This is a genomic window from Luteolibacter ambystomatis, from assembly GCF_018137965.1.
Taxonomy (GTDB): Bacteria; Verrucomicrobiota; Verrucomicrobiia; order Verrucomicrobiales; family Akkermansiaceae; genus Luteolibacter; species Luteolibacter ambystomatis.
The window spans coordinates 2,419,088-2,439,821 of record NZ_CP073100.1 but is presented as its reverse complement, the minus strand read 5'-3'; the positions used below and the strand labels follow the sequence as shown (position 1 = coordinate 2,439,821).

Here is a 20,734-nt window from a genome sequence, read left to right as displayed (position 1 = left end):
AAATGAAGCCTGGAAACAGAAAAAAAATCGTGCCGACCATGGTTTGCGCTATCGGCCTACCCGGTCTTGCATCCGCCGCATCGGTTGAAAAATACAAGTATGACGCCGCAGGCAACGTGATCGAAAAATCGATTGGCAACCAAACCACTCAATTTTGCTACGATGCGTCCAACCAACTTGTGTCCAAGAATCAAGAACGGATTCTCTATGACAACGCCGGTCGCATGCTCGCAGTCACCGACGCTTCCGGCAATAAGATCAGGCAAACGGAGTATGGTTACGCAGACAAGGTGATTGCGACAATTTCCAATCAGGGAGAAGCTGGGTTTTTCTACAACGCGGAAGGTCGGCTGGTAGGAAAGTGCCTGGGAGGAGAAATGTCTTCTTATGCTTGGGATGGAGATGTTCTTGCCGCTGAAGGCAACTCAACGTTTGCAAATGAACGGCAAAGTTCGGGCGGGGTTCCTATTCTAGCGGGGATCGATCAAATCGTTGTCTCTGATTACCTCGGAAATACTTTGATTAGTGGTGAAAGTGTATTTTCAAGCACCGCCTTCGGAGAGGGTTTGGAAAATGGAAGATTTACAGGAAAACCCTTCGTCAAGGAATTGGGAAGTTATGTATTTCTTCATCGAAATTACTCGGCAACAACATTGAGATGGACGTCCAGAGATCCATTGGGTTTTCCAGATGGGGAAAATTCCTATGCATACGTAAATGGAGATCCATTGTCGGAAGTGGATGCATATGGCCTCATGACCGTGAATCCCGCGTCACTGGGAACGACGCCACAGGTCCCCACCACAGGCTCTTATGCCAAAACTGTTGGCGGAACCACATATCATTATAAGATTTCATTTACCGGCCACGACGCAACATGCGCCGATGGTAGCACACCAGCCATCGTCTGGACTACGCCTGTCATTACTCCCGTTGCCCCGACGACCGCAATGACAGCGGCTGAGAAGGCCAGTGTCGCAGCGTATTACGCGCAGAATTGTCACGGATACACACTGGGAGTCAACGGTTGGATTAACGATGGTAGCGCAGGTTGGGCCGTCCAAAGCATTGAGACCATCATCAAGGGAGAGGGATACAAAAAAACAACCGATCAAAACGATCAGGCAAAAATCGTTACATGGGGAACCGTTACTCACTCCGCAAAGGTATCCTCCTACAATGCCGGAAAAGTAAAGGAAATCACCCATAAGGATAACGACGTCACCACTGGCCCTGTCGGCCCGATCCCTGTAGGAGGCACAAATTATGGCGCTGTGAAAGAGTATTGGGAGAAGTGAAAGAATCGTTTTCCGATTGTGTTACAACCTGTGGATCAGGAGTGTAAAAATACGAACATGGCCCTGCTTCCGTATCATCCAACTATGGCAAAATATAAAAAACATATATTGGCATTCTTGAAATACGGAGTTGGGCCCGTCTTGGGGTTTGTGTTGGGGCTTGGTGTGCGCGGTTCTCAAAATGAAGCAAAACAACCCCAGGTGACAAATCGAAATAGCGAGATTCATCGTTCACAAAGAGCAATCCAGCCTGACATTCCCCCGGCGATAGCGGAAGTGGTGCCGGATAAATTCAATTCCATCACAAATGATCCGGGCAAAAGCCTTGATCTCGATGTCATTGATAAAAACGAGGGTGGTCTTGGAATTAAATTCTCGAATGCCGTTGGCTTGACTTCATTCGAAAAAGAGAAAGTGGATGGCATCATGCAGGAATATGAAGCGAAGATGAAACATCTTCAATTGGAACGATTGGTCGAAATCGAAGGTTCCAATGGATCAAAATTCATGATTCCCCCACTAAACAGCGACGGAAGAATATTGAAGGATGAATTTATTAAAAAAGTCAGAGATTCCATAGGTGGAGCTGCCTATCAACGCCTGATGGCATATGGCGCGGCGGAAATCTATTCCCGAATGGGAAATTTTGGAGAATCAAAAGTTGAATTCTCCTTTAAAAGCGACAACGAGGAGTCGGTTTTGGATATCAAGATAGGAGATTCTCAAGATTCAAGGAAGGGCTCGAGCCGATACATCGGATCGAACGTGCCGGCAATTTACGCCCATCTTTTCACATTCGATGAAAACAACTAAGGTCATTTGTGTCATCTTGGGGGCAATTATGTTATTGGGTGTTTTGGCAGTGATCTTTTTCCGCAATCACTACCAATCCAATCCAGAACATCAATTAACAACAGGGGAGAAAGCCCGCGCAACGCAGCAAAGCAAAGCAAGGCCATCCGCAAAATCCCCGGACCAAAAAATTCCGGTTGAGGTCGCGGTTCATGAAAAAAAGAAGAATTTCTACATTGGAGAAAATCCAGAGTCGGAAATTTCCATTGATTTCAGCAACGAGGACATGTCGATAAGTATTAGGCCGGCAAACAAAAACTGCCTGGTTCCCTTGAATGACAAGGATTTGTATTTCTATCAGAAAATGCTTAAATCTGATACGTGTGGAGAGTTCATAGGAATCGAAATGGTCGGAGGAGACGGCAAATACCTGACGCTTGTTGATGATGCTTATGCTGGTGTTTTTTATAATAGGGATGAATCGAGAATCAGCATGCTCCCTTTTGGACTTGATTCAACTGCGCAGGCAGTAAAACCACCAGACATTAAAGTGTCTCTTATTGATTTAATATCACGACTTAAGCCGGCCCTTAAAAGTGATGAATCGATGGCAGCCATTGATGCCGAAGGACTCAGGTTCCGTATTCGAGTCAATCTTCCTTCCGATGGAACCGAAAAAGAAGTAAGGACCGGGTGGATTCAAATAAACGAAACCGGTAGAAACAATCTCATCCAATATTTGGAATTCTAAGAGGCGGTCTGAAAAATAACCGAGGTTGAGGAATCGGGTGGTACTGGGCAGCGTGGGTTTCGGAGAACCTTCCGATGCCAGCGTATCCGAGCAGCTTCACTGACGGACCATCCGCCCGATGCTTCCCGGATGCTCCGATGGGGCTGTGTGGCAGGCCGCGTGAGTACTCCCGTCGCGATCTGCTCAACGGCATCTTCCACATCCTTCGCACCGGTGGAGCCTGGCGCTGATCTCCCTCACTGGAAGACTTGCACCACTATTTCAGGCTGTGGGCCAAACAAGGTCACCGGGAGCGCATTCATGATGCACTTCGCGACCGCGTCCGCCTCAAACATGGCAAAAAGCCCCGGCTGCTGGGATCCTCGACAGCCAGAGTGTTCGCACAGCCAGCCAATCCGGACTACGTGGCGATGATGCGGGTAAGAAAATGACAGGCCGGAAGAGACACGTCCTGGTAGACCCGATGGGCAATCTGCTGGCGGTGGAACCGCTGGCGGCACGTTACGGTTGGTTGAAGAAGATCCGGGCCGACGGTGGCTATGCCGGTGCGTTGGAAGGCGAGGTTGCCCGGTTGCCTATCGTCAAGCGCAGCGACAGGGCAAAGGGATTCGAGTTTCTACCGCGGCGCATGCTCGCCAAAATGGCGGCATGAGTGATTTCCCAGACCGCTTCTCATCGGAAATACGGGAGTTACGTAATGCCGGATTTGTCACATAACTTTCCGGAAATAGAGGTGGAAAAGTCCGGAGGGCACGCCGAAGAGTCCAACAGTTGGAAGAGGGCTCCGCTGGAGTCCGCTGGCATTCCGGAGCCGTTTGTCAGGGATCCCCCCCCCGGATCTCCTGATGAAGCACCCCCACCTCTCCGCCCCATGTTTACGAACCCATCGCGTACCTCCGTGCCCGCATCACAGCGCGGGCTTTCCGCCCTCCGCCTTGCCGCGGTTCTGCTTTCCCCGTTCGCCCTTCCGCTGCTCCCCGCCGCGCACGCCCAGGAGCTGGCCGTGCCGGACCACACCATCTATCCGCCGCCCACCGGGAAGCAGGCGGGCATTCTCCAAGGCAGCGCCGTCGCCATCGCCGGGACCAGCGGCGCCTACCGCCTCACCGGCTGCCCGGCGGATGCCGTGGGCGGCGGCAATGCCGGGTCCGTGAAGGTCTATGACTCCAATGCGAACTTCCTCTATCATCTCCAGCGCCCGGACGTGGCCATCAACGACCGCTTCGGCGCGCGTCTCGCCGCCAGCGGGAACCTGGTGGCCGTGGGTGCTCCGGGAAAAACGGTGGACAACCAGAGCGGCGCGGGAAAGGTCTACATCTATGATGTCACCGCACCCGCCGCGCCGCGCCTCGTGATCAGCCCGCCTGCTCCCACGGCGGCGCAGAATTTCGGAGACAGCATCGCCATCAGCGGGAACATCCTGGTGGTGGGCCTGCCGCAGAGCCGCGTGGGCGGCGTGTCGAACGCCGGGTCCGTGCTGGTCTATGACATCACGGATGCGGCGGCGCCCGTGCTCCTGCACACCTTCACCAAGTCCACGCCGAAGAGCGGCGAGAAGTTCGGTTTCTCCGTGGCCATCGACGGGCGGAAGATCGTCGTCGGCGCGCCCTACGTGGCCGTCGGCACCAATGCGAACGTGGGCCAGGCCTTCGTTTTCAACCTGGACTCCGCCACGCCCGGCCAGCCCATGCTCACGCTCAGCAATGCGAATCCCGCCCCCGCGGTGGTCGCGAACGACCTCTTCGGCTACTCCACCGGCATCTCCGGGAACCGGGTCGTCATCGGCTCCATCTACGGTGGGAATAGTACCGGAGCGGTGTATGCCTACAATCTCGCCGGCAGCAGCCCGACCGTGCCGGTGGTGCTCACGGACCCGAGGGCACCCGCCGCCGCGTATGCCGGTGACTTCGGCGCCACCGTGGCGATTTATGGGAACTACCTCGCCGTGGGCGCGCCCGCCGAGTATCATACGGGGACCGCGAACTCGAACAGCGGGGTCGTCTACACCTACAATCTGGCAAGCGGCACACCCTATCTGGCCGCGTTTGCCAATCCCGCCGTGAATCCGCAGGGCGGAAAGCTGGGCACCAGCGTGGCCGTGTATGGCGGCACCGTCATGTCCGGCGTGCCGTGGGATGACACGGAGGTCACGGACGCGGGGATCGCCTACACCTTCGCCGTGGGCGGCACGGCGGTGAGCCGCACCTTCAAGGCCGTGTCACCCACCTCCGGCGACCGCTTCGGGAAGTCCGTGGCCACCGCGGGCGATGTCATCGCCATCGGCTCTCCCGGCGATCCCACCGCCGGGGCGAACAAGGGCTCCGTGCGCGTCTACAGCCGCACCGGCACCACCGCCGCATGGACCATCACGGTGCCTCCGGGGGATCTGGCCAAGACCACCTCCTTCGGCGATGCCGTGGCCATGGCCGGGAACCGCATCGCCGTCTATGGCCAATACGTGGAGGCGGGCTACTCCGTCGGCAGGGTGTACATTTACAATACCGCCGGTAACAAGACCAGCCCGCTGGCCGTGATCCAGAATCCGCAGCCCTCCGCCATGTCCAGCTTCGGCGCCACCCTCGCCATGCCCTCGGGCGGGAACCGCCTGATCGCCGGAGTCCACTACCCGAATGGAAATACGGGAGGTGCCGTAGTTTACGACCTCTCCTGGTCCGGCACCACGCCGTGGGCCACGCTGGTCAATCCCACGCCCTCGAGCGGGGACTTCTTCGGACAGGTGCTGGCCATGGACGGGGATACCGTGGCGATCAGCTCGCTGGGGAGCGGGACGGGCGTCATTCATCGCTACAACATGGGCGCGCCCGAGGCGGAGCGCGCGTATGCCACCGCCACCTATGCGAATCCCTTTCCCACGTCGAACAGCCTCTTCGGAGGCGGGCTCGCGCTGAAGGGCACGCGCCTCGCTGTCGGCGCGTCCAACTATTCCGCCGGTGGAATCACCGGCCGGGTCTATGTGTTCGACCTTGCCGGGGCCACTCCCGGCACGCCCGTGCTCACGATCCCGAATCCGGGACCCGGCACCAGTTTCGGCGGGCGGCTCGCCCTTTCCGGCGAACTGCTGGCGGTGGGTGCGCCGCAGAATTCCGCTGAGGCCTCCGGTGCCGGCCGCGGCTACCTCTACTCGCTCGCATCCGCCACTCCGGCCACGCCCATCCGCCTGCTGAAGAACCCCACGCCCCAGGAGCAGGACAGCTTCACGAACTCCATCGCGCTGGAAGGGGATCTGTTCATTGCCGGGGCCTACCAGGACCGCACCATCGCGGACTTCAAGGGCGCGGCCTATGTCTATGATCTCACGGACTCGCTCAATGTCGCCGCGGACCCGCCCGCGGGCGGCAGCGTCTCCGGCGGCGGCACCTTCACCATCGGCTCGCCGCGTCCCATCACCGCCACGCCCGCCAGCGGCTGGGAATTCATCCGCTGGAGCGATGGCACCACCACCCGCAGCCGCACCGTGGCCGTGCCCGCGGATGACAGCGTCTTCACCGCGCTCTTCCGCCCCGCCAGCTACGCCGCGTGGCGTAGTTACCACCTCACGCCCCAGCAGAACGCCAACCCGGCCTTCAGCGGCCCGAATGCGACGCCTTTCAATGATGGCGTGCCGAATCTGGTGAAATTCTTCCTGAACATCTCGCCCGCCGCGCCCATGACCGCCGCGGACCGCGCCGCGCTGCCGGTGCCGCGCGTGGAGAAAGTAGGAGGAGTCTCGTACTTCACGCTCACCTACCGGCGCAGTGGCATCGCCACGGACATCACCGCGAATCTCCAGGTGCTCGGCGGCACGCAGGCGGACTCCTGGAGCGTGCTCGCGCCGGACCTCGTCACCACCACCACCGATCCGGCCACCGGAGACCAGACCGTCACGCTGAAGGTGGCCATGGCTGGCAGGGAAAAGCGCCTCTTCCGCCTCCTCGTCACCTCGCCCTCCGCCGGGTGAGGGGAGGGGGCTTGTGCGCCATCATGCATATGGATCACCTCCGGATTGCCGCGCGCGACGATTTGAGCCTTGCGTTTTCACCTCTGCTTTTTAGGTTCCCGACATCCGGGAAGATGAATTTCCGGAGTGACTGTTGGCAGAGCCGCGGACGCACCAGGCGATCGGGCGGTATTAAATGAGGTCTGTCTATGGAGGCGGGATGGATGCCCGTTGAATTCGTGTGGCCGGTTGCCTGAAAAAGATAGAAGGGAATATTCGATATGTATGGATGGTATCATGCGCTCTCTCATGAGGGCGGCGAGCAGGTCGGTTTGATTCTGGTGCAGGGCAGCATGCCGAGGCCGCGTGAGTTCCCGAAGGACCGGGACGTTTGGAAGATCTTCAGCACGGATGTATGCTTGATGCCCTTTGCGGGCACAGAACTGCAGAGGCTCATCAAGCAGGGCAATTCCCACGTGGATCTGCCGGTGCTCACTGCATCGAATGACTTCCACCTGCCGGAAAAATGGGTGGAGCATGAGCCGGATGACGAAGAGCTGGCCGCTCTCAGGGAGGATGACATCAAGGTGTGGGCGATGGCTTCGATAAGGGCGAGATGCTGGAATCACCTCGTGAGGAGGGAGCCCGGTTGGCTGATACTCCCGAAGAGTCCTCTGGCGTTCCGGGAGATCACCGACATGGACGAGACGGAACAGGACACCTACCTCGCCGGATGCCTCAGCAAGCTCGATCCCGATGAGCGCGAGGGTGTGCGGGCGTTTGTCAGATCCGTGCGCACTCCTCCCGCCAACCGGGAACGCTTGGAACGTATCCTCCGCGAATCCACCTGAACCGCCCGGACGCCCCGGTGGTGCGTCTCTGCCTACGGAAACTGAAATCCAACAGACCTCTTCCACGTAATACAGGCTCGATCATCGCATTGCATCGCACCCATGCACCGAGCCATTCTTTCCACGATCCTCATCGGTCTATCCAGTCTGCCCGTTCGTGCGGAAATCTGGAACGGCGAGCGCGATCTCGTCGTCGGAGATTTCGAGGGCGAGTCGTATGATCTCTGGACCTCCACCGGCGATGCCTTCGGCGATGAGCCCGCGCGCGGAAATCTCGCCACCCAGATGCCCATCACCGGCTTCCAGGGAAAGAGGCTCGCGAATTCCTTCCACGGAGGCGACGACTCCACCGGCACGCTCGCCTCGCCGGCCTTCACCCTCTCGCGCACCTACATCTCCTTCCTCATCGGCGGCGGCAGGAGGCCGGGCAAGCTCGAGCTCCAGCTCGTCATCGATGGTCAGGTCGTCCGCCGCGCCTTCGGTTCGCAGGACAAGCCCGGCGGCACCGAGGCATTGGAACAGGGCTACTGGAGCATCGGGGATCTCGAGGGCAGGACCGCCACCGTCCGCATCATCGATCAGGCGAAGGGCGGCTGGGGCCACCTCAATGTCGATCACATCGTGGCAACGGACAAGGACCCTTCCGGCATCACGCTGGCACCCGTGCCCGGCCTCAATGATCCGCCCAGGCAGCCCACCTGCCTCGTCCACGACATCGCCCAATCCCTCGATCCCCGCGGCAGTGGGATTTTCATCCCCATCCGCAATGGCGCGCCCAAGCGCGTCCTCACTCTCATGGACGGGGACAGCGTCCTCATGCGCAATGAGGTCGAGCTGGCCGATGATCTCGCCAAGGCCGATTGGGACGCGGTCATGAACATCGCTCCCTTCAAGAAGGTGGGCGCGGCCCTCAGCATCCACCTGGACCGCATGAAGCCGAGTTTCATGATGCGCACCCCCATTTTCGATCCTGCCAGGGCGAACGCCGGGAGCGGGACGGGCCGCGGCGGCTACGATGAACCACTACGCGCGCAGTATCATTTCTCCTCCGCCCGCGGCTGGCTGAACGATCCGAACGGCTGCGTCTTCCACAACGGCGAATACCACCTCTTCTACCAGCACAATCCCTATGGCATCACCTGGGGGAACATGCACTGGGGCCACGCCGTCAGCACGGACCTCGTGCATTGGCGGGAACTCGGCGACGCGCTTTTCCCCGATGAGTCCGGCATGATGTACAGCGGCAGCGCCGTGGTCGATTGGAAGAACACCAGCGGCCTCGGCAGGGATGGAAAGCCGCCGCTCATCCTCTTCTACACCGCCGCGGGCGATGAATACACCCAGTGCATGGCCTGGAGCACGGACGGCCGCACCTTCACCAAGTATGCGGAGAATCCCATCCTCAGGCAAGTCACCCACGGCAACCGCGATCCGAAGGTCATCTGGCATGAGCCCACGAAGCAATGGGTGATGGCCGTGTATGTGGAGCTGAAGGGCGTCCACACGATCCACTTCTACACCTCTCCGGATCTCAAGACGTGGACCTATGCGAGCAAGACGGACGGCTTCTTCGAGTGCCCGGATCTCTTCGAGCTGCCCGTGGATGGCGATCCCGCGAAAAAGAAATGGATCCTCACCGCCGCCAGCAGCGAGTATCAGATCGGCGGCTTCGATGGGAAGACCTTCACGCCGGAAACGCCGAAGCTCCCCGGCCATCGCGGCAAGGGCTTCTACGCCGCGCAATCCTTCAGCGATGTCCCGGACGGCCGCCGCATCTTCATCGGCTGGTGGCAGACGGAGACGAAGGGCATGCCGTTCAACCAATCCATGAGCCTGCCGCTGGAGCTCGGTCTTGTCACCACCGCCGATGGCCCGCGCCTCACCTTCACGCCGGTGAAGGAACTGGAGAAGCTGCGCGGCGAAAGGAGGGACGTGATCCGCCCGGACCAGCCCTACGGGGCGCGGCCCCGGGTCCCCCTCGTCACCAGGGTGGAGGCGGGCGGTCTGCATGAAGTCCGTGTGGAATTCGAGCCGACCACCGCGGGGAACGTCATCCTCCGCATCGGCGGGTCCACCATCACCTACGATGTGAAGGCGCGGCAGTTCATCGTCCACGGCCAGCGTGCGAACGCGCCGTTGATCGCTGGCAGGCAGCGCCTCACGATCTATTGCGATCGCACGGGCATCGAAATCTTCGCCAGCGACGGCCAGTGCTACATGCCCGTGCCCGTGAACATCGGGAGTGATCCGCAGCCCTCGGAGATCTCCGTGGAATCCGATGGCGGTGACGCAATCTTCCATGCCCTCCAAGTCCACGAACTCCGCAGCGCGTGGAGATAATGTAGGGGGAAGCTCCAGCTTTCCCTCTTTCGGGATCGGATATCACTCGTCCTTTCGGCTTTCATCCTGTCATCCCAGCCGCCCCCAGCTCGAAAGCGGAGCTTTCGACTACATTGGGATCACCCGTCCTTCCGTCGTCCGGAGAGTGTGTCACGCTAGTTGCGTCACTGTCGGGTGTCATATGTTTATTTTGTGAGGATGTTGTGAATGAATATGTGTTGACGGGTTTTTGGGTGAGATGTATCGCTCGCCGCGTATGAATGACATGTTCCCCCGGCGCAGGTCGCTTGTCACGATCGTCATGTTTGTGATGGCTGGATGGATTCCACTGTCCGCGATGGCCGCGGAGGCTCCGGAAGGCGACAAGCATCCGCTCAAGAAGAAGATCGGATTCACGACCAACCAGCAGACCATCGATCTGGGCGGCCCGAACGGAGGCGCGCCGAACAACAAGATGGTCTGGACGCTGGAGGCGGTCACGGTCGCGGAGTCGGACCTCTCGTATAAGAAGGTCATCCACGTCCAGAAGGGCAAGGAGATGACGGCGCGCCTGAAGGTGACTCCGCCGGCCACGGTGAAGATCCTGGAAGTGTCCGTGAAGAACGCGCAGAACCAGAAGATCCCGCAGCCATCCCCGGCCTTTGGCAAGGTCTTCGACAACAGCACGCTCAAGTTCGACGCGACCACCATCGCCGCGAAGACGAACCCGAACGCGATCACCGTCAAATTCGAGTATAAGAGCGCCACGCCCCAGGGCAATGAGGAGGTGCTCACCTCCACGATCAACATTCCGGTCAACCGCATCGATACCCTCAGCGAGGCGATCAACACCGTGACGAAGAAAATCTTCGAGGAAGGCCAGCACGACTATGACGTGGGCTCCGACTCCGGACAGGCGGGGAATGAGGATGTCCTGTATTTCCCGCAGAATCCGCCGCCGAACGCGTGGATCTCCTGCGTGGGATTCACCCTGCACGCCTTGCGGCACGCTCACAAGTTCTGGATCAACTCATCTCCCATCGGTTTTTCCCCCTACAAGAGCCAGTCAACCGAGGGGGACGTGGTGGGCCACATGAACTGGCTGCGGATCAAGCGCGGCTGGAAGATATATTACGTCACGGAGACCAACAAGACGCTCAGTCAGGTCAACGACGGCTATTTCGCGAACGCCACGTGGAGCGGCATCACCGAATACACCGAGTGCAAGACCGCGGGTACTCCCGGAAACGCCGGCTTCACGGCCCTCACTGCCAAGCCCTTCATCTACATGTCCCGGCGCGCCGGCTATCATGCGGGGATGGGCGTGGAGGGTGTCGCCTATGAGGCGCATGCGGATCTGGTTCATGATGCTATTTTTGACAAGAGCTGGCCGTCCGGATATAACGCGGCGGGGGCATGCTGGATCATGCGCGTCCAAGCTCTGGAGCCTGACGGTAGCAACGTGGAACATACCATTCCCTACGGATTCATCGCCGTTCCTCCCTGAGCCTTTACCAGGAATTTCCTTATGAAGATCGCCCTGATCGTCCCCCTTGCCGTTTACTGTTCGATGCCCGCCGTCCTCGCCCAGGGGGACAGGCTGGAGCTTTCCAAAAAGCTGAAGGATGCCCTGGGTTACGTCTGTCTCCCGCAGCAGATTTCTCCGGATGGCAAGGTGTACGCGCGTGGCGACATGTGCTTTTTCGATGTCGCCAAAAAGATCGCGAATCCCGATGAAGCGCCGCTCTTCGGCCTGGCGATCTCCCGTGAAAGCGGGCAGCCCTTGGCACAATGGATCGTGGATGAGCGGATTCATGCCACTCTGGAGGGAAAGCTGAAGTCGGACCTGAAGAAGGACGTGGATGAGAAGGACGAGCTGGAGCTGGATGAGATGAAGGAGAAGTACGCCACCACCGATGAGGAGAAGGCGAAGTTCGACGAATGGGTGCTGGAAGCCCGCCGTGACATGACCGGAGCGACGCGCAAGGATCCTCTGGGCGGGCCCGGCTTCCACACCGCCGGCTGGCTGGACAACAATACCGCCATCTTCTACCGCGAGAAGGATGCGCGGACAGGCATGCTCGTCACCGTGGTGGATCTGAAAAAGAAGGAGGTCACTCTTTATGATCTGGCGGCGGTGGACTCCGCTCCTCCCGCCAAGCCGAAGTTCGCCCTGCAGATCAGCCGCGGCGATCCGGGCGGAAAGCTGACGCTCGTGATTCAAAACCAGATCCCGCCGGAGCCGGTGAAAAAACTCGTCGAAACGATGAAGGTCAGCCTCAAGGAAGTCTATGATGCCTACCTCAAGGACGCCGCCGGGAAACCACCACGGTAGCTAACCACCGTGCCAGCCTCGCAGCGAGCCCTCGCGTGGATCGGACCGGTCCTGTGCCTGCTGGCCGTGGCATGGAGTTTCGTTTCACTGTTCCGCGCCAGCAGCGGATGGCATGACTTCTCGCTGCACGCCGATCCACTCCGTTTTCACCAGCGGAAGATGGAGGGCGCCGCGGAGCTGTTGCGGCTGCTGCCTGCGGATGCCTCCGCCGCCCTGTGGGACTGTGTCCCGGAGCGTCCGTACAATGCGATGTCCGCGGCACGCACCGTCGCCCCATGGGGCTATCCGCGGGCGCTGCTCGCTCCGCATGGGGAGGACGCATGGCGGAATGGCATCTTCATCATCCGCGCTCCGGAGGTGTCCCTGTGGCGGGACGAGGCCGGGGCGAGGCTGGCGGGATGGCAGTGCCTCGCCACGCGTGGCAGCGGTGGACAGGCTTTTGAACTCTGGGCCGCGCCCGGCATAGCGCTGGCGGGAGGAACCGGAGAAGCGCCGATGGCTCCGGCAGTGGTCCATCCTCCGTGGCGGCTCGCCATCGCCGCGTGCCTGCTGGCGCTCGGCGGCGCGCTGGTTGCGTGGCGCGGGGTGGGCGTGGGAAACTTCGCGCTGCTGCTGCCCTCCGCGTGCTTTGCCGTGCTGCTGGTCATCTGTTGGACGGATGGTGACCTGGGCAATGCGGGCTTCGGATTGTGGGCGGCCTCGGCGCGGATTTTCTCCACCGCCGGACCGGCGTCCTCCTTCGACTGGATCTATTCGCGGCAGGCGTGGCTGTTCTCAGGCGATTATCCTCCGCTCTATCCGCTCCTGTGCGGGGCGCTCGCGCGGGTCCAGCAGGAGTTCGATTGGCGGGTCTGCCGGTTCGCCTGTCTGGCGGTGTGGCCGCTGGCGGTGATCCTCGGTGCCAGGCTCTTCGGCGGGGTCTGGCGCGGCACCGCGTTTCCCATCGGTCTCGCCTGCGTGCTTTTCACTTCGCCCATCGTGCTGGAGTGCGTGCGCCATGGCCTGCCGGATCTGCTGCTGTGGACGCTGTGCCTTCATCTGGCGGTGCGGTGGAGCCGCGCGTCATGGCCGGAGGTGCTCGTCCATGCGATCCTGATCGCGCTGTGCAAGCGGGAGGGAGCCCTGCTCGCATTCTACCTTGCGGGTGCCTTCTCGATCGCGGAGCGGCGCATCTCACGCAAGACCGCGCTCTGTGCCGCCGGTGCCTTCACCTGGGTGCTCATCGCCCGGCTCGGCGGACTGCACGGCTGGGATTTCTCCTTTGCAGGCGGACCGGCTTTCGATGCCTCCGGCAGCGCGGTCATCTATCGGGCGGCCTTGCGGAAAATGGCGGCGCTGTTCATTCCCGCCGCCTATCCCGGAGGGTTCGCCGTGGCCGTGCTGCTGTGCCTGCTGGCGGCAGGGCGGGGGATGGCGGGAAAGGCGGCGCTTTCCACCCTGGGGCTGGCTGTCTTCCTCCTGCTGCCCTGCCTCTTTTTCTTCTCCAGCTATGGAGGGGTGGATGCCACCGCCTCCTATCATACCGAGTCCTGCTACCGGCTGTCCTTCGGGCTGCTGCTGTGTACCGCGCTGGCCCTCCTCCATCAATCCTCCCTCCGCATCTCCACCTCTCCATGCCCATCATGAAAACGCTCCTCTCCTGCATCCTCCTGCTTGCCCTCTCCCGGGCCGGTGCCGCGCCCGTGGAAATGAATTCCACCCTGGATGGGCTGGGGTATCTCCCGGATGCCGCGCGGAAGGCACCGACCCTGCCCATGGGGAGCACGAGGGCGAAGGTCTCAAAGGCGGGCTCCTTCAGCCAGCGCGATGAAAAGCAGGCCGGGTTCACCGTGGGCATGGATGCGTTTGCCTGGGCCGGTACCCTGCAGGCGGATGGGAATGAAATGCGCTGGCGGCTTTTCGCACCCACCGTCACGGGCAATGTCCGGTGCCCGCTGGTGGTCTTTCTCCACGGACTGGGTGAAGCCGGAGCCGACAATACGGCCCAGTTCAAGCACGATGAGTTCCTCGTCTTCGCGCAGCCCGCCATCCAGCGCGCCTGCCCCGCCTATGTGCTGGCACCCCAGCATGCCAGGGGCGAGAGCTGGGGCGGACCGGTGGTGGAGCAGCCGCGCTTCCAACTGCGCATGCTCGTGGCCTTGATCGACCAGTTGCGCGTGAAGTTCCCCGTCGATCTCTCGCGGATCTACATCGTCGGACTCAGTTCGGGGGCTGGCGGCGTGATCGATGCCGTCACGCTTTATCCGGATGTCTTCGCGGCCGGAGTCGCCATCAGCAATACCCACGGATCGCCGTACATGATCGCGGAGCGCCGCAGGAAACCCTCTCCGGTCTGGTTCTTCATCAATGATGGCGAGAGCCAGCCCATCCTCGACAACGCGAAAACCCTGCCGGACGCGATGGCCCGCTGGGGCTCCGATATCCGGCTGACGGTCGCCGACAAAAGGGCCGGTCATGCCGCCTGGCAATGGAGCTTCTTCCACCCCGATCTCCTGCCATGGCTCTTCCGCCAGCAGTTGTCCGTCCGTCCGTCCTATTTCGAGGCCGCGGACCGCGCCCGCAAATGATCCCGCCCGCGGTCCGGCATCAAACTACTGCGTATCCAGTAGAAAGGTCCCGTCCACGTCCGCCACCCGGCCGCCCCCGGGATCGAAAGCGGAGCTTTCGACTACATTGCCGCTCCGCTTTCCCGATGTAGGGGGAAGCTCCAGCTTTCCCTCTTTGGTATCGGACATCACCCGCCTTCCGACCTCCATCCATCATCCACCCGCCCCCCATATCGAAAGCGGAGCTTTCGACTACATTGGAATCACCTGTCCTCCGACTCCCACGCCATCATGATATATGGAATCTTGCGCCGATCCCGCGATTCCCCTATGGAATGAAACATGCCCCCCATCCCGAAGATATTCATTTCCGCCACCAATGGAGATCTCCGCGGAGCGAGGCTTGTGGTGAGGGACGCGCTGCTCGCCATCGGCTGCCATCCGGTGGAGGAAACGACGAATTTTCCTCCGGATGCGGGCACCGTGACGGGAATGTTGGAACGACGTATCTCCGAATGCCAGGCGCTCATCCACATCGCCGGCATGCGCTACAGCGGCGAGCCGGACCCCGCCACGCTGCCTGCCGGCATGCCGCGGCGCAGCTACACCCAGATCGAGCATGACATCGGCCGCCGCCTCCAGGATGAACGCGGGATCGGGTCCTTCCGCGTCTATACCTTCATCTGTCCGGAAGACTTTCCCTACGATGAGGACCTTCCGCTCGAGGACGGGGAAAAGCGGGAGTGGCAGATCGCCCACCGCCGGCGGCTGCAGGAGGCGCCCGGCTTCCACGAGCGCCCGGCGGACCTCCATCAACTGCGCACCCGCGTCATGGCCCTGCGCGAAGTCCTCATCTCCCTCCGGATCGAGGAGCACCAGGTGCGCCGCGAGGTGGTCCGCACGCGGCGTCATGGTTTGATCGCGGTATGTTTATTGGTGGCGCTAGTGGTGGCTGGAGGTGCGACATTCTTGCATCAGCAGCAGCGGAATCACCTGGAGGCGAAAGAATTGAACCGCGTGGAAGCGAAGGAGAACGCTGCTGTCATGGAAGCTGCTGTTGACCGGGCTATCAAATTGGCCGCTGCTGATAGGAGGGAGAAAGAGGAGCTGACGCCAGGACAACGAATGGATCTAGCATGGCAGCAGGTAGCGGTGGAGATGAAAGTATCCGTTGGAGAATTGCGGAGAAAACTGGATCTTTACGTTCGGCAGGTGGAGGAGAACCCCGGAGCGGAGGCGAAACAAAAGTATTATGTTCTCATGGCGAAGGGGAGGTTCGGCGAGGCAGCGGCGCTGATGGAGGAGGATACGGACTCCGGTGAAGTCCGCATGAAACATCTGGACGCCCAGTATGCTGCGGCGGAAGCATGGCATGAGCGGGTGGCGGACGAACGGAAGAGAGAGCGCCAGTGTATGGTGGATTCTCTTCTGAAGCAGAGTGATGCCCTCATGTTGAAGCCGGATTTTGAAGCCTCTTTGGCGTCCTGTCGCCGTGCGGCGGCATGGGTTTCGGAGGATGTGGATGCGGAGATGTGGACCGAGGTGAACAACCGTCTGGCTTGCGCGTTGTTTACATTGGCCCGGAATGAGGAGGCCGAGTTGTTGTTCCGGTCATTGCTGGCATCGGCGGAAAGGCGGGAGGGTGGCCGGTCGGATGCCGTGGCAAGAAGTCTTTGCAATCTGGCAGGGATACTGATTGCGACGAACCGGCCCAAGGAGGCGGAGCCTATTTTTCGCCAGGGGTTGGAGATCTGGTCGAAGTCACCAGGAGTGGAGATGTCGGATCTTGTAAACTGCCTCAACAATTACTCGCATTTTCTGCGGGATGAAAACCGCCTGGTCGAGGCGGAGGCGGCTCTCCGAGGCTCCCTCCAAATTCATGAGAGATTCCACGATCTGGATTCATGGCAGTATGTCACGTCCACCAACAATCTGGCTCGTCTGCTCCAGGAGACCAACCGACGCTCCGAAGCGGAGTCGCTGTTTCGCAACGCGGTTGCAATCTCTGAAAAATCTCTCGGATCCGATCATCCCGCCCTAGCTGCTTCACTAAACAATCTCGCTTTGTTCTGCCAGTCCACAGACCGCTATGGAGAAGCCGAAGGCCTTCTCCGCCGTGCGTTGGCGATTCATGAGAAGTGCCTGCCTGCCGATCATCCCTGCATTGCTACCTCGCTCGGCAATCTGGCTGTTCTCCTGATGACCACAAACCGCTTCGCCGCGGCGGAGCCCCTGTTGAAACGCGCGCTTTCGATCAACGAAAAAACGCTGGGGCCGGATCACCCTAATGTCGGCTTGGTTCTTAATTCTCTCGCCGGACTTCTCAACGAGGCGAACCGCTTCACGGAAGCGGAACCCCTTTTCCGGCGGGCTTTGGTGATTTTGGAGAAAGCTCACGGTTCCAACCACCCGTCGGTGGGGATGGTCCTGGACAATCTCGGCCAACTTTGCCACTCCACGGACCGCCTTGCGGACGCGGAGTCCCTTTTGCGCCGTGCTCTGGATATTCGCGAGCGTGTTTGCGGCCCGGATCACCCGGATGTCGCAACCACTTCGGGCAATCTGGGGAATGTTTTGGTCGACAAGGGCAGTTTGGAAGAGGCCGAGGGCCTTTATCGCCGCCAGTTGGCGATTCTGGAAGAATCCCTTGGCCCGGATCATTCGAAAGTAGCTGCCGTGCTCGACAATATCGGCCAGCTCTTTGAAGTTACGGGCCGGTCGAAAGAAGCCGAACCTCTTTTCCGTCGCTCGCTGGCGATTCGTGAGAAAGTCTGGGGGACGGGGGATCCTGCCATCACGGTTTCTCTCGATAGGCTTGCGCACTTCCTGGTCGGTGCCGACCGACTCGCGGAAGCGGAACCGCTGTATCGGCGGGCGCTGGCGATCAATGAGGGATCCCCGGGCTCCGGTTACACGAAAATTGCCACATCTGCCAATAATCTCGCCAGGCTTTTGATGAAGTTGAGCCGCTGGGGTGATGCCGAGCCTCTTTTGAGGCGTGCAGCCGCAATCTATGAGAAATCCTTGGGGCTGAATCACTCGTACGTGGCGATTTCATATTATAACCTCGCCTGTGTGTTGCAGGCCACTAATCGTCTGGAAGAAGCAGAAATTTTTTACCGGCGTGCCGTGGCGGTGCAAGAGAAGGCGTCCTTTCCGAATCAAGCGGATTTGACCAGTGGGCTTGCCAACTTTGCACAGTTTTTGCGGGCCACGGGCCGTCCTGCGGAGGCTGGAGCATTTTTTCACCGGTGCCTGGTAATATCGCTGAAATCGATTCATTTGCATGGACGTGTCGATCAGGTATCCATCGACGCCTTTGAAGGCTACCGAAGCACGCTTGCCGACATGAAGATGTCCTCACAGGAAGTGGAAACCAAGTTCGCCTCCGCCGCCACCGAGGCCGGTTGCTCGGACGATGAATGGACCAAGCTCCGCCTGAAGCTGGCTGCCAAATGATGACTCCCGGTGTGGGGAAGAATGTAGCTCATGGCATCCTTGCCAATACCCCGGCCACCCGTGATCCTCCACATCATGCCGGAATCCCCGCGCCGCCGCCGCCTCGCCCGCATCCTCCTCTGGCTCGCACCGGCCCTCCTCCTCGCGGCATTGCCTTTGGATTGGACGCACGGATATTCCGTGCGGTGGATGTTTTTCGACATTCCTCGTGAAACCATGGTCGGCTTCCGCCTCGGCCATCATCCGGGCGGATACATCCTGGGGCCGAACCTCTACACCGCGTTCCTCGCCTCCCTCGGGACGATCCTCTTTCTCTCCGCCGTCTGCCCGTGGTTCGCGCGGGTGCTCGCCGGAAACGCCCCGCTGCGGTGGATCTGCCGGGCGCTGGCGGTCGCGGCGCTTGTCGTCTTCCTGGCCGTTCCGTGGCCGTCCATCGGTCGGTATGACGATGTGGAGGGAATCTACTCCGGCGGTGTGCTGTTCGTACTCGCTGCTCTCACCAATGCCGCCGGCCTCTGCCTGCTGTCCGGATGGAAAGCCGCCGCGCCCTGCATCCTGCCTGGCGCGGATAAGGAAACACCAGCCGCCAACTACGATGAACCCGGTAGCCACTGATCCGCTGCTTTTCCGCGTCCGGCTTTTCACCGCACGCACCCTGCTGTGGTTCGGCCTGTTCCTGGTCGTCGGCACGCAGTTTGTCCGGGGCGGCCATCCGCCGCTGTGGATCGTGTGGGACATCTGCTGGAGGAGGATGCTGGTGGTGTACGGGGAAATCGCGGGGTTCAGGATCACCGACCATTGCTCCGAGCCTGGAGACAACCCGGTCTTCCTAGCCTCCGCCGTCATCACGCTCGTCGTCCCCTGGTTCGCGGGCGTGATGGTCCGCCATGCCCTCCTGCGCTGGATCGTCCGGCTCATCGCGCTGGCCGCGTGCGGCTCGTTTTTCCACGCACTCCTCCGGATACACATGGAGGGTGAAGTCCATCACGGATTCCTCCGCATGCTCCTGGCCTCCATCGCCACCGCGCTCGGCCTCCTCATTCTCCCCGGTTGGAAACCCACGCCTGCCATCTACTATGAACCCCGTGGAAACTGATCCGGTTGGATTCCGTTTCCGGCTCCGCCTCGCCCGCGCCTGCCTCTGGTCCGCGGTGGGCCTCCTCGTGTGGCTCCACTTCATCATCCGGCCGCCCCTCGGATCGAAAGCGGCGCTTTCGACTACAATGTAGGGGGAAGCTCCAGCTTTCCCTCTTCGCGGACTGGACGTCACTTATCCTCCGGCTCCCACTCCACCACCCGGCCGCCCCCCATATCGAAAGCGGAGCTTTCGACTACATTGCCGCTGCGCGCCCATTCTGCTGACTGATCACCCTGCACTTCCCCCTAGTCCGCCCGATCCCATCGCGCTTCCGGCGTCACGCTCGCACCGTGCCGCCATGCACCGCGCCATTCTCCTGCTCCCGCTCTGCGCCGGCCTTTTCTCCTGTGCCCCGCAGGTGAAGCCGCTCCCGCTGCTGCCACTCCCGCAGGCCGCTCCCGTCGTTCCCGCCGTCGATGCCATCCGGCCCGGCCTCCAGCGCGCCGCCGATTCCGCCGCCGGTCTCCACGCCGCCAATGACCTCCTCGCCCGCGATCTCGCCACCGCCACCGATCGCGCCCGCACCCTTGCCACGGAAACCGCCCGCCTCGCCGGCAAGGGCACCGCCACCGCCGCCCAGCTCACCCGCGTCGCTGCGGAAAACGCCGCTCTCCGCGACCAGGTCGACGCCTTCCAGGCCACCGTCGCGAAACAAACCTCCCTCATCGCCGGACAAACCACCGCCCTCGATGAAGCGCGCAACGCCCACGCCGCCGCGCTCGCCGCCGCCTCCACCGGAGACAGCGCCGTCGCCATGCTCACCCGCCAGGCGCAGGCACTCACCAGCCAATACCAGTTCGCCGAGTCCGCCCGCCAATCCCTCGCCGCGGAAGCCGCCGCGATCTCGACCGCACCACCGCCGAGCACGCCGCCCTCCTCAAGCGCCACGACACCGACCTCGAAACCCTCCGCCACCAGCTCGAAAAGCTCGGCGCAAAATAACCGCCCGCCTCCGGAGGTAGGGACGTCTCGCCGAGATGTCCGGGTCTAACAGATTCGTCCGCTCCCATCGTCTCCTCCCATGCAAGTGAGTCGCGGAGCGACGGCCGGGTCGTAGCCGTGGGTTTCAACCCACGGACCGTCCACGCATCGGAGATCGAGTCGCGGAGCGACGATGGAAGGGCAGGGATCTCCCTTCACGGAAGGAGTAGAGCCTTGCCCTCCGGGCCATGCCAGTGAGCGGCTTCGCCGGGATTGGCCCGTCGCTATCGCTCCTGCCGCATTCAGGCGAGGAAGGTCTTCAAAGGGATGCGGAGTCTCTCGTCCCTCCCTTTGAAATCTCAAATTCCAATCAAGCCTCCCATCCAA

Annotated in this window: 15 protein-coding genes; all 15 read left to right on the top strand. The window is 60.9% G+C overall.

Annotation, left to right across the window (positions count from 1 at the left end; translation table 11 throughout):
• The first annotated feature begins 2 nt into the window (after nucleotides 1-2).
• The 15 genes from KBB96_RS09340 to KBB96_RS09270 all read left to right on the top strand — a co-directional run bounded on the left by KBB96_RS09340 (nucleotide 3) and on the right by KBB96_RS09270 (nucleotide 20,417).
• A complete protein-coding gene (locus KBB96_RS09340) occupies nucleotides 3-1,298 on the top strand; it encodes an RHS repeat-associated core domain-containing protein (RefSeq protein ID WP_211634426.1) in 1,296 nt (431 codons plus the stop codon).
• 57 nt (nucleotides 1,299-1,355) lie between these two features.
• The gene (locus tag KBB96_RS09335) at nucleotides 1,356-2,111 is read left to right on the top strand and encodes a hypothetical protein (protein WP_211634425.1); all 756 of its coding nucleotides are present in this window, start codon (nucleotides 1,356-1,358) and stop codon (nucleotides 2,109-2,111) included.
• The gene (locus KBB96_RS09330) at nucleotides 2,098-2,841 is read left to right on the top strand and encodes a hypothetical protein (protein WP_211634424.1); all 744 of its coding nucleotides are present in this window, start codon (nucleotides 2,098-2,100) and stop codon (nucleotides 2,839-2,841) included. Before KBB96_RS09335 ends, KBB96_RS09330 begins: the two co-directional genes overlap by 14 nt.
• A 358-nt stretch (nucleotides 2,842-3,199) precedes the next feature.
• Complete coding sequence (locus KBB96_RS21260) at nucleotides 3,200-3,493, top strand: hypothetical protein (RefSeq protein WP_345779489.1); 294 nt, start codon at nucleotides 3,200-3,202, stop codon at nucleotides 3,491-3,493.
• 246 nt (nucleotides 3,494-3,739) lie between these two features.
• Entirely contained in the window at nucleotides 3,740-6,799 is a 3,060-nt protein-coding gene (locus KBB96_RS09320) for an InlB B-repeat-containing protein (RefSeq protein ID WP_211634422.1), read from the top strand.
• A gap of 260 nt (nucleotides 6,800-7,059) precedes the next feature.
• Nucleotides 7,060-7,629 carry a hypothetical protein gene (locus tag KBB96_RS09315; RefSeq protein WP_211634421.1) on the top strand — a complete coding sequence of 190 codons (570 nt, stop codon included), beginning with the start codon at nucleotides 7,060-7,062 and terminating at the stop codon, nucleotides 7,627-7,629.
• Nucleotides 7,630-7,731: 102 nt separating this feature from the next.
• Complete coding sequence (locus KBB96_RS09310) at nucleotides 7,732-9,969, top strand: glycoside hydrolase family 32 protein (RefSeq protein WP_211634420.1); 2,238 nt, start codon at nucleotides 7,732-7,734, stop codon at nucleotides 9,967-9,969.
• Nucleotides 9,970-10,225: 256 nt separating this feature from the next.
• Nucleotides 10,226-11,455: a hypothetical protein gene (locus KBB96_RS09305; RefSeq protein ID WP_211634419.1), complete on the top strand. Its 1,230-nt coding sequence runs from the start codon at nucleotides 10,226-10,228 to the stop codon at nucleotides 11,453-11,455.
• Between the two features lie 21 nt (nucleotides 11,456-11,476).
• A complete protein-coding gene (locus KBB96_RS09300) occupies nucleotides 11,477-12,283 on the top strand; it encodes a hypothetical protein (RefSeq protein ID WP_211634418.1) in 807 nt (268 codons plus the stop codon).
• Between the two features lie 9 nt (nucleotides 12,284-12,292).
• On the top strand, nucleotides 12,293-13,909 hold the full coding sequence (locus KBB96_RS09295) for a hypothetical protein (RefSeq protein ID WP_211634417.1): 1,617 nt from the start codon (nucleotides 12,293-12,295) through the stop codon (nucleotides 13,907-13,909).
• Nucleotides 13,906-14,850, top strand: coding sequence for a carboxylesterase family protein (locus tag KBB96_RS09290; protein WP_211634416.1), 945 nt, complete (start codon nucleotides 13,906-13,908; stop codon nucleotides 14,848-14,850). The genes KBB96_RS09295 and KBB96_RS09290 overlap by 4 nt, the downstream gene beginning before the upstream one ends.
• Before the next feature lie 321 nt (nucleotides 14,851-15,171).
• Entirely contained in the window at nucleotides 15,172-18,288 is a 3,117-nt protein-coding gene (locus KBB96_RS09285; RefSeq protein WP_211634415.1) for a tetratricopeptide repeat protein, read from the top strand.
• Between the two features lie 60 nt (nucleotides 18,289-18,348).
• Entirely contained in the window at nucleotides 18,349-18,903 is a 555-nt protein-coding gene (locus KBB96_RS09280; RefSeq protein ID WP_211634414.1) for a hypothetical protein, read from the top strand.
• Nucleotides 18,884-19,384, top strand: coding sequence for a hypothetical protein (locus tag KBB96_RS09275; RefSeq protein ID WP_211634413.1), 501 nt, complete (start codon nucleotides 18,884-18,886; stop codon nucleotides 19,382-19,384). The genes KBB96_RS09280 and KBB96_RS09275 overlap by 20 nt, the downstream gene beginning before the upstream one ends.
• A 340-nt stretch (nucleotides 19,385-19,724) precedes the next feature.
• Complete coding sequence (locus tag KBB96_RS09270; RefSeq protein ID WP_211634412.1) at nucleotides 19,725-20,417, top strand: hypothetical protein; 693 nt, start codon at nucleotides 19,725-19,727, stop codon at nucleotides 20,415-20,417.
• The last annotated feature ends 317 nt before the right edge of the window (nucleotides 20,418-20,734 follow it).

Bases quoted from the DNA above. Each gene is read 5' to 3' on its own strand.
- KBB96_RS09340 (WP_211634426.1), top strand. From the start codon at position 3: ATGAAGCCTGGAAACAGAAAAAAAATCGTGCCGACCATGGTTTGCGCT.
- KBB96_RS09335 (WP_211634425.1), top strand. From the start codon at position 1,356: ATGGCCCTGCTTCCGTATCATCCAACTATGGCAAAATATAAAAAACAT.
- KBB96_RS09330 (WP_211634424.1), top strand. From the start codon at position 2,098: ATGAAAACAACTAAGGTCATTTGTGTCATCTTGGGGGCAATTATGTTA.
- KBB96_RS09315 (WP_211634421.1), top strand. From the start codon at position 7,060: ATGTATGGATGGTATCATGCGCTCTCTCATGAGGGCGGCGAGCAGGTC.
- KBB96_RS09310 (WP_211634420.1), top strand. From the start codon at position 7,732: ATGCACCGAGCCATTCTTTCCACGATCCTCATCGGTCTATCCAGTCTG.
- KBB96_RS09305 (WP_211634419.1), top strand. From the start codon at position 10,226: ATGAATGACATGTTCCCCCGGCGCAGGTCGCTTGTCACGATCGTCATG.
- KBB96_RS09300 (WP_211634418.1), top strand. From the start codon at position 11,477: ATGAAGATCGCCCTGATCGTCCCCCTTGCCGTTTACTGTTCGATGCCC.
- KBB96_RS09290 (WP_211634416.1), top strand. From the start codon at position 13,906: ATGAAAACGCTCCTCTCCTGCATCCTCCTGCTTGCCCTCTCCCGGGCC.
- KBB96_RS09285 (WP_211634415.1), top strand. From the start codon at position 15,172: ATGCCCCCCATCCCGAAGATATTCATTTCCGCCACCAATGGAGATCTC.
- KBB96_RS09275 (WP_211634413.1), top strand. From the start codon at position 18,884: ATGAACCCGGTAGCCACTGATCCGCTGCTTTTCCGCGTCCGGCTTTTC.
- KBB96_RS09270 (WP_211634412.1), top strand. From the start codon at position 19,725: ATGCACCGCGCCATTCTCCTGCTCCCGCTCTGCGCCGGCCTTTTCTCC.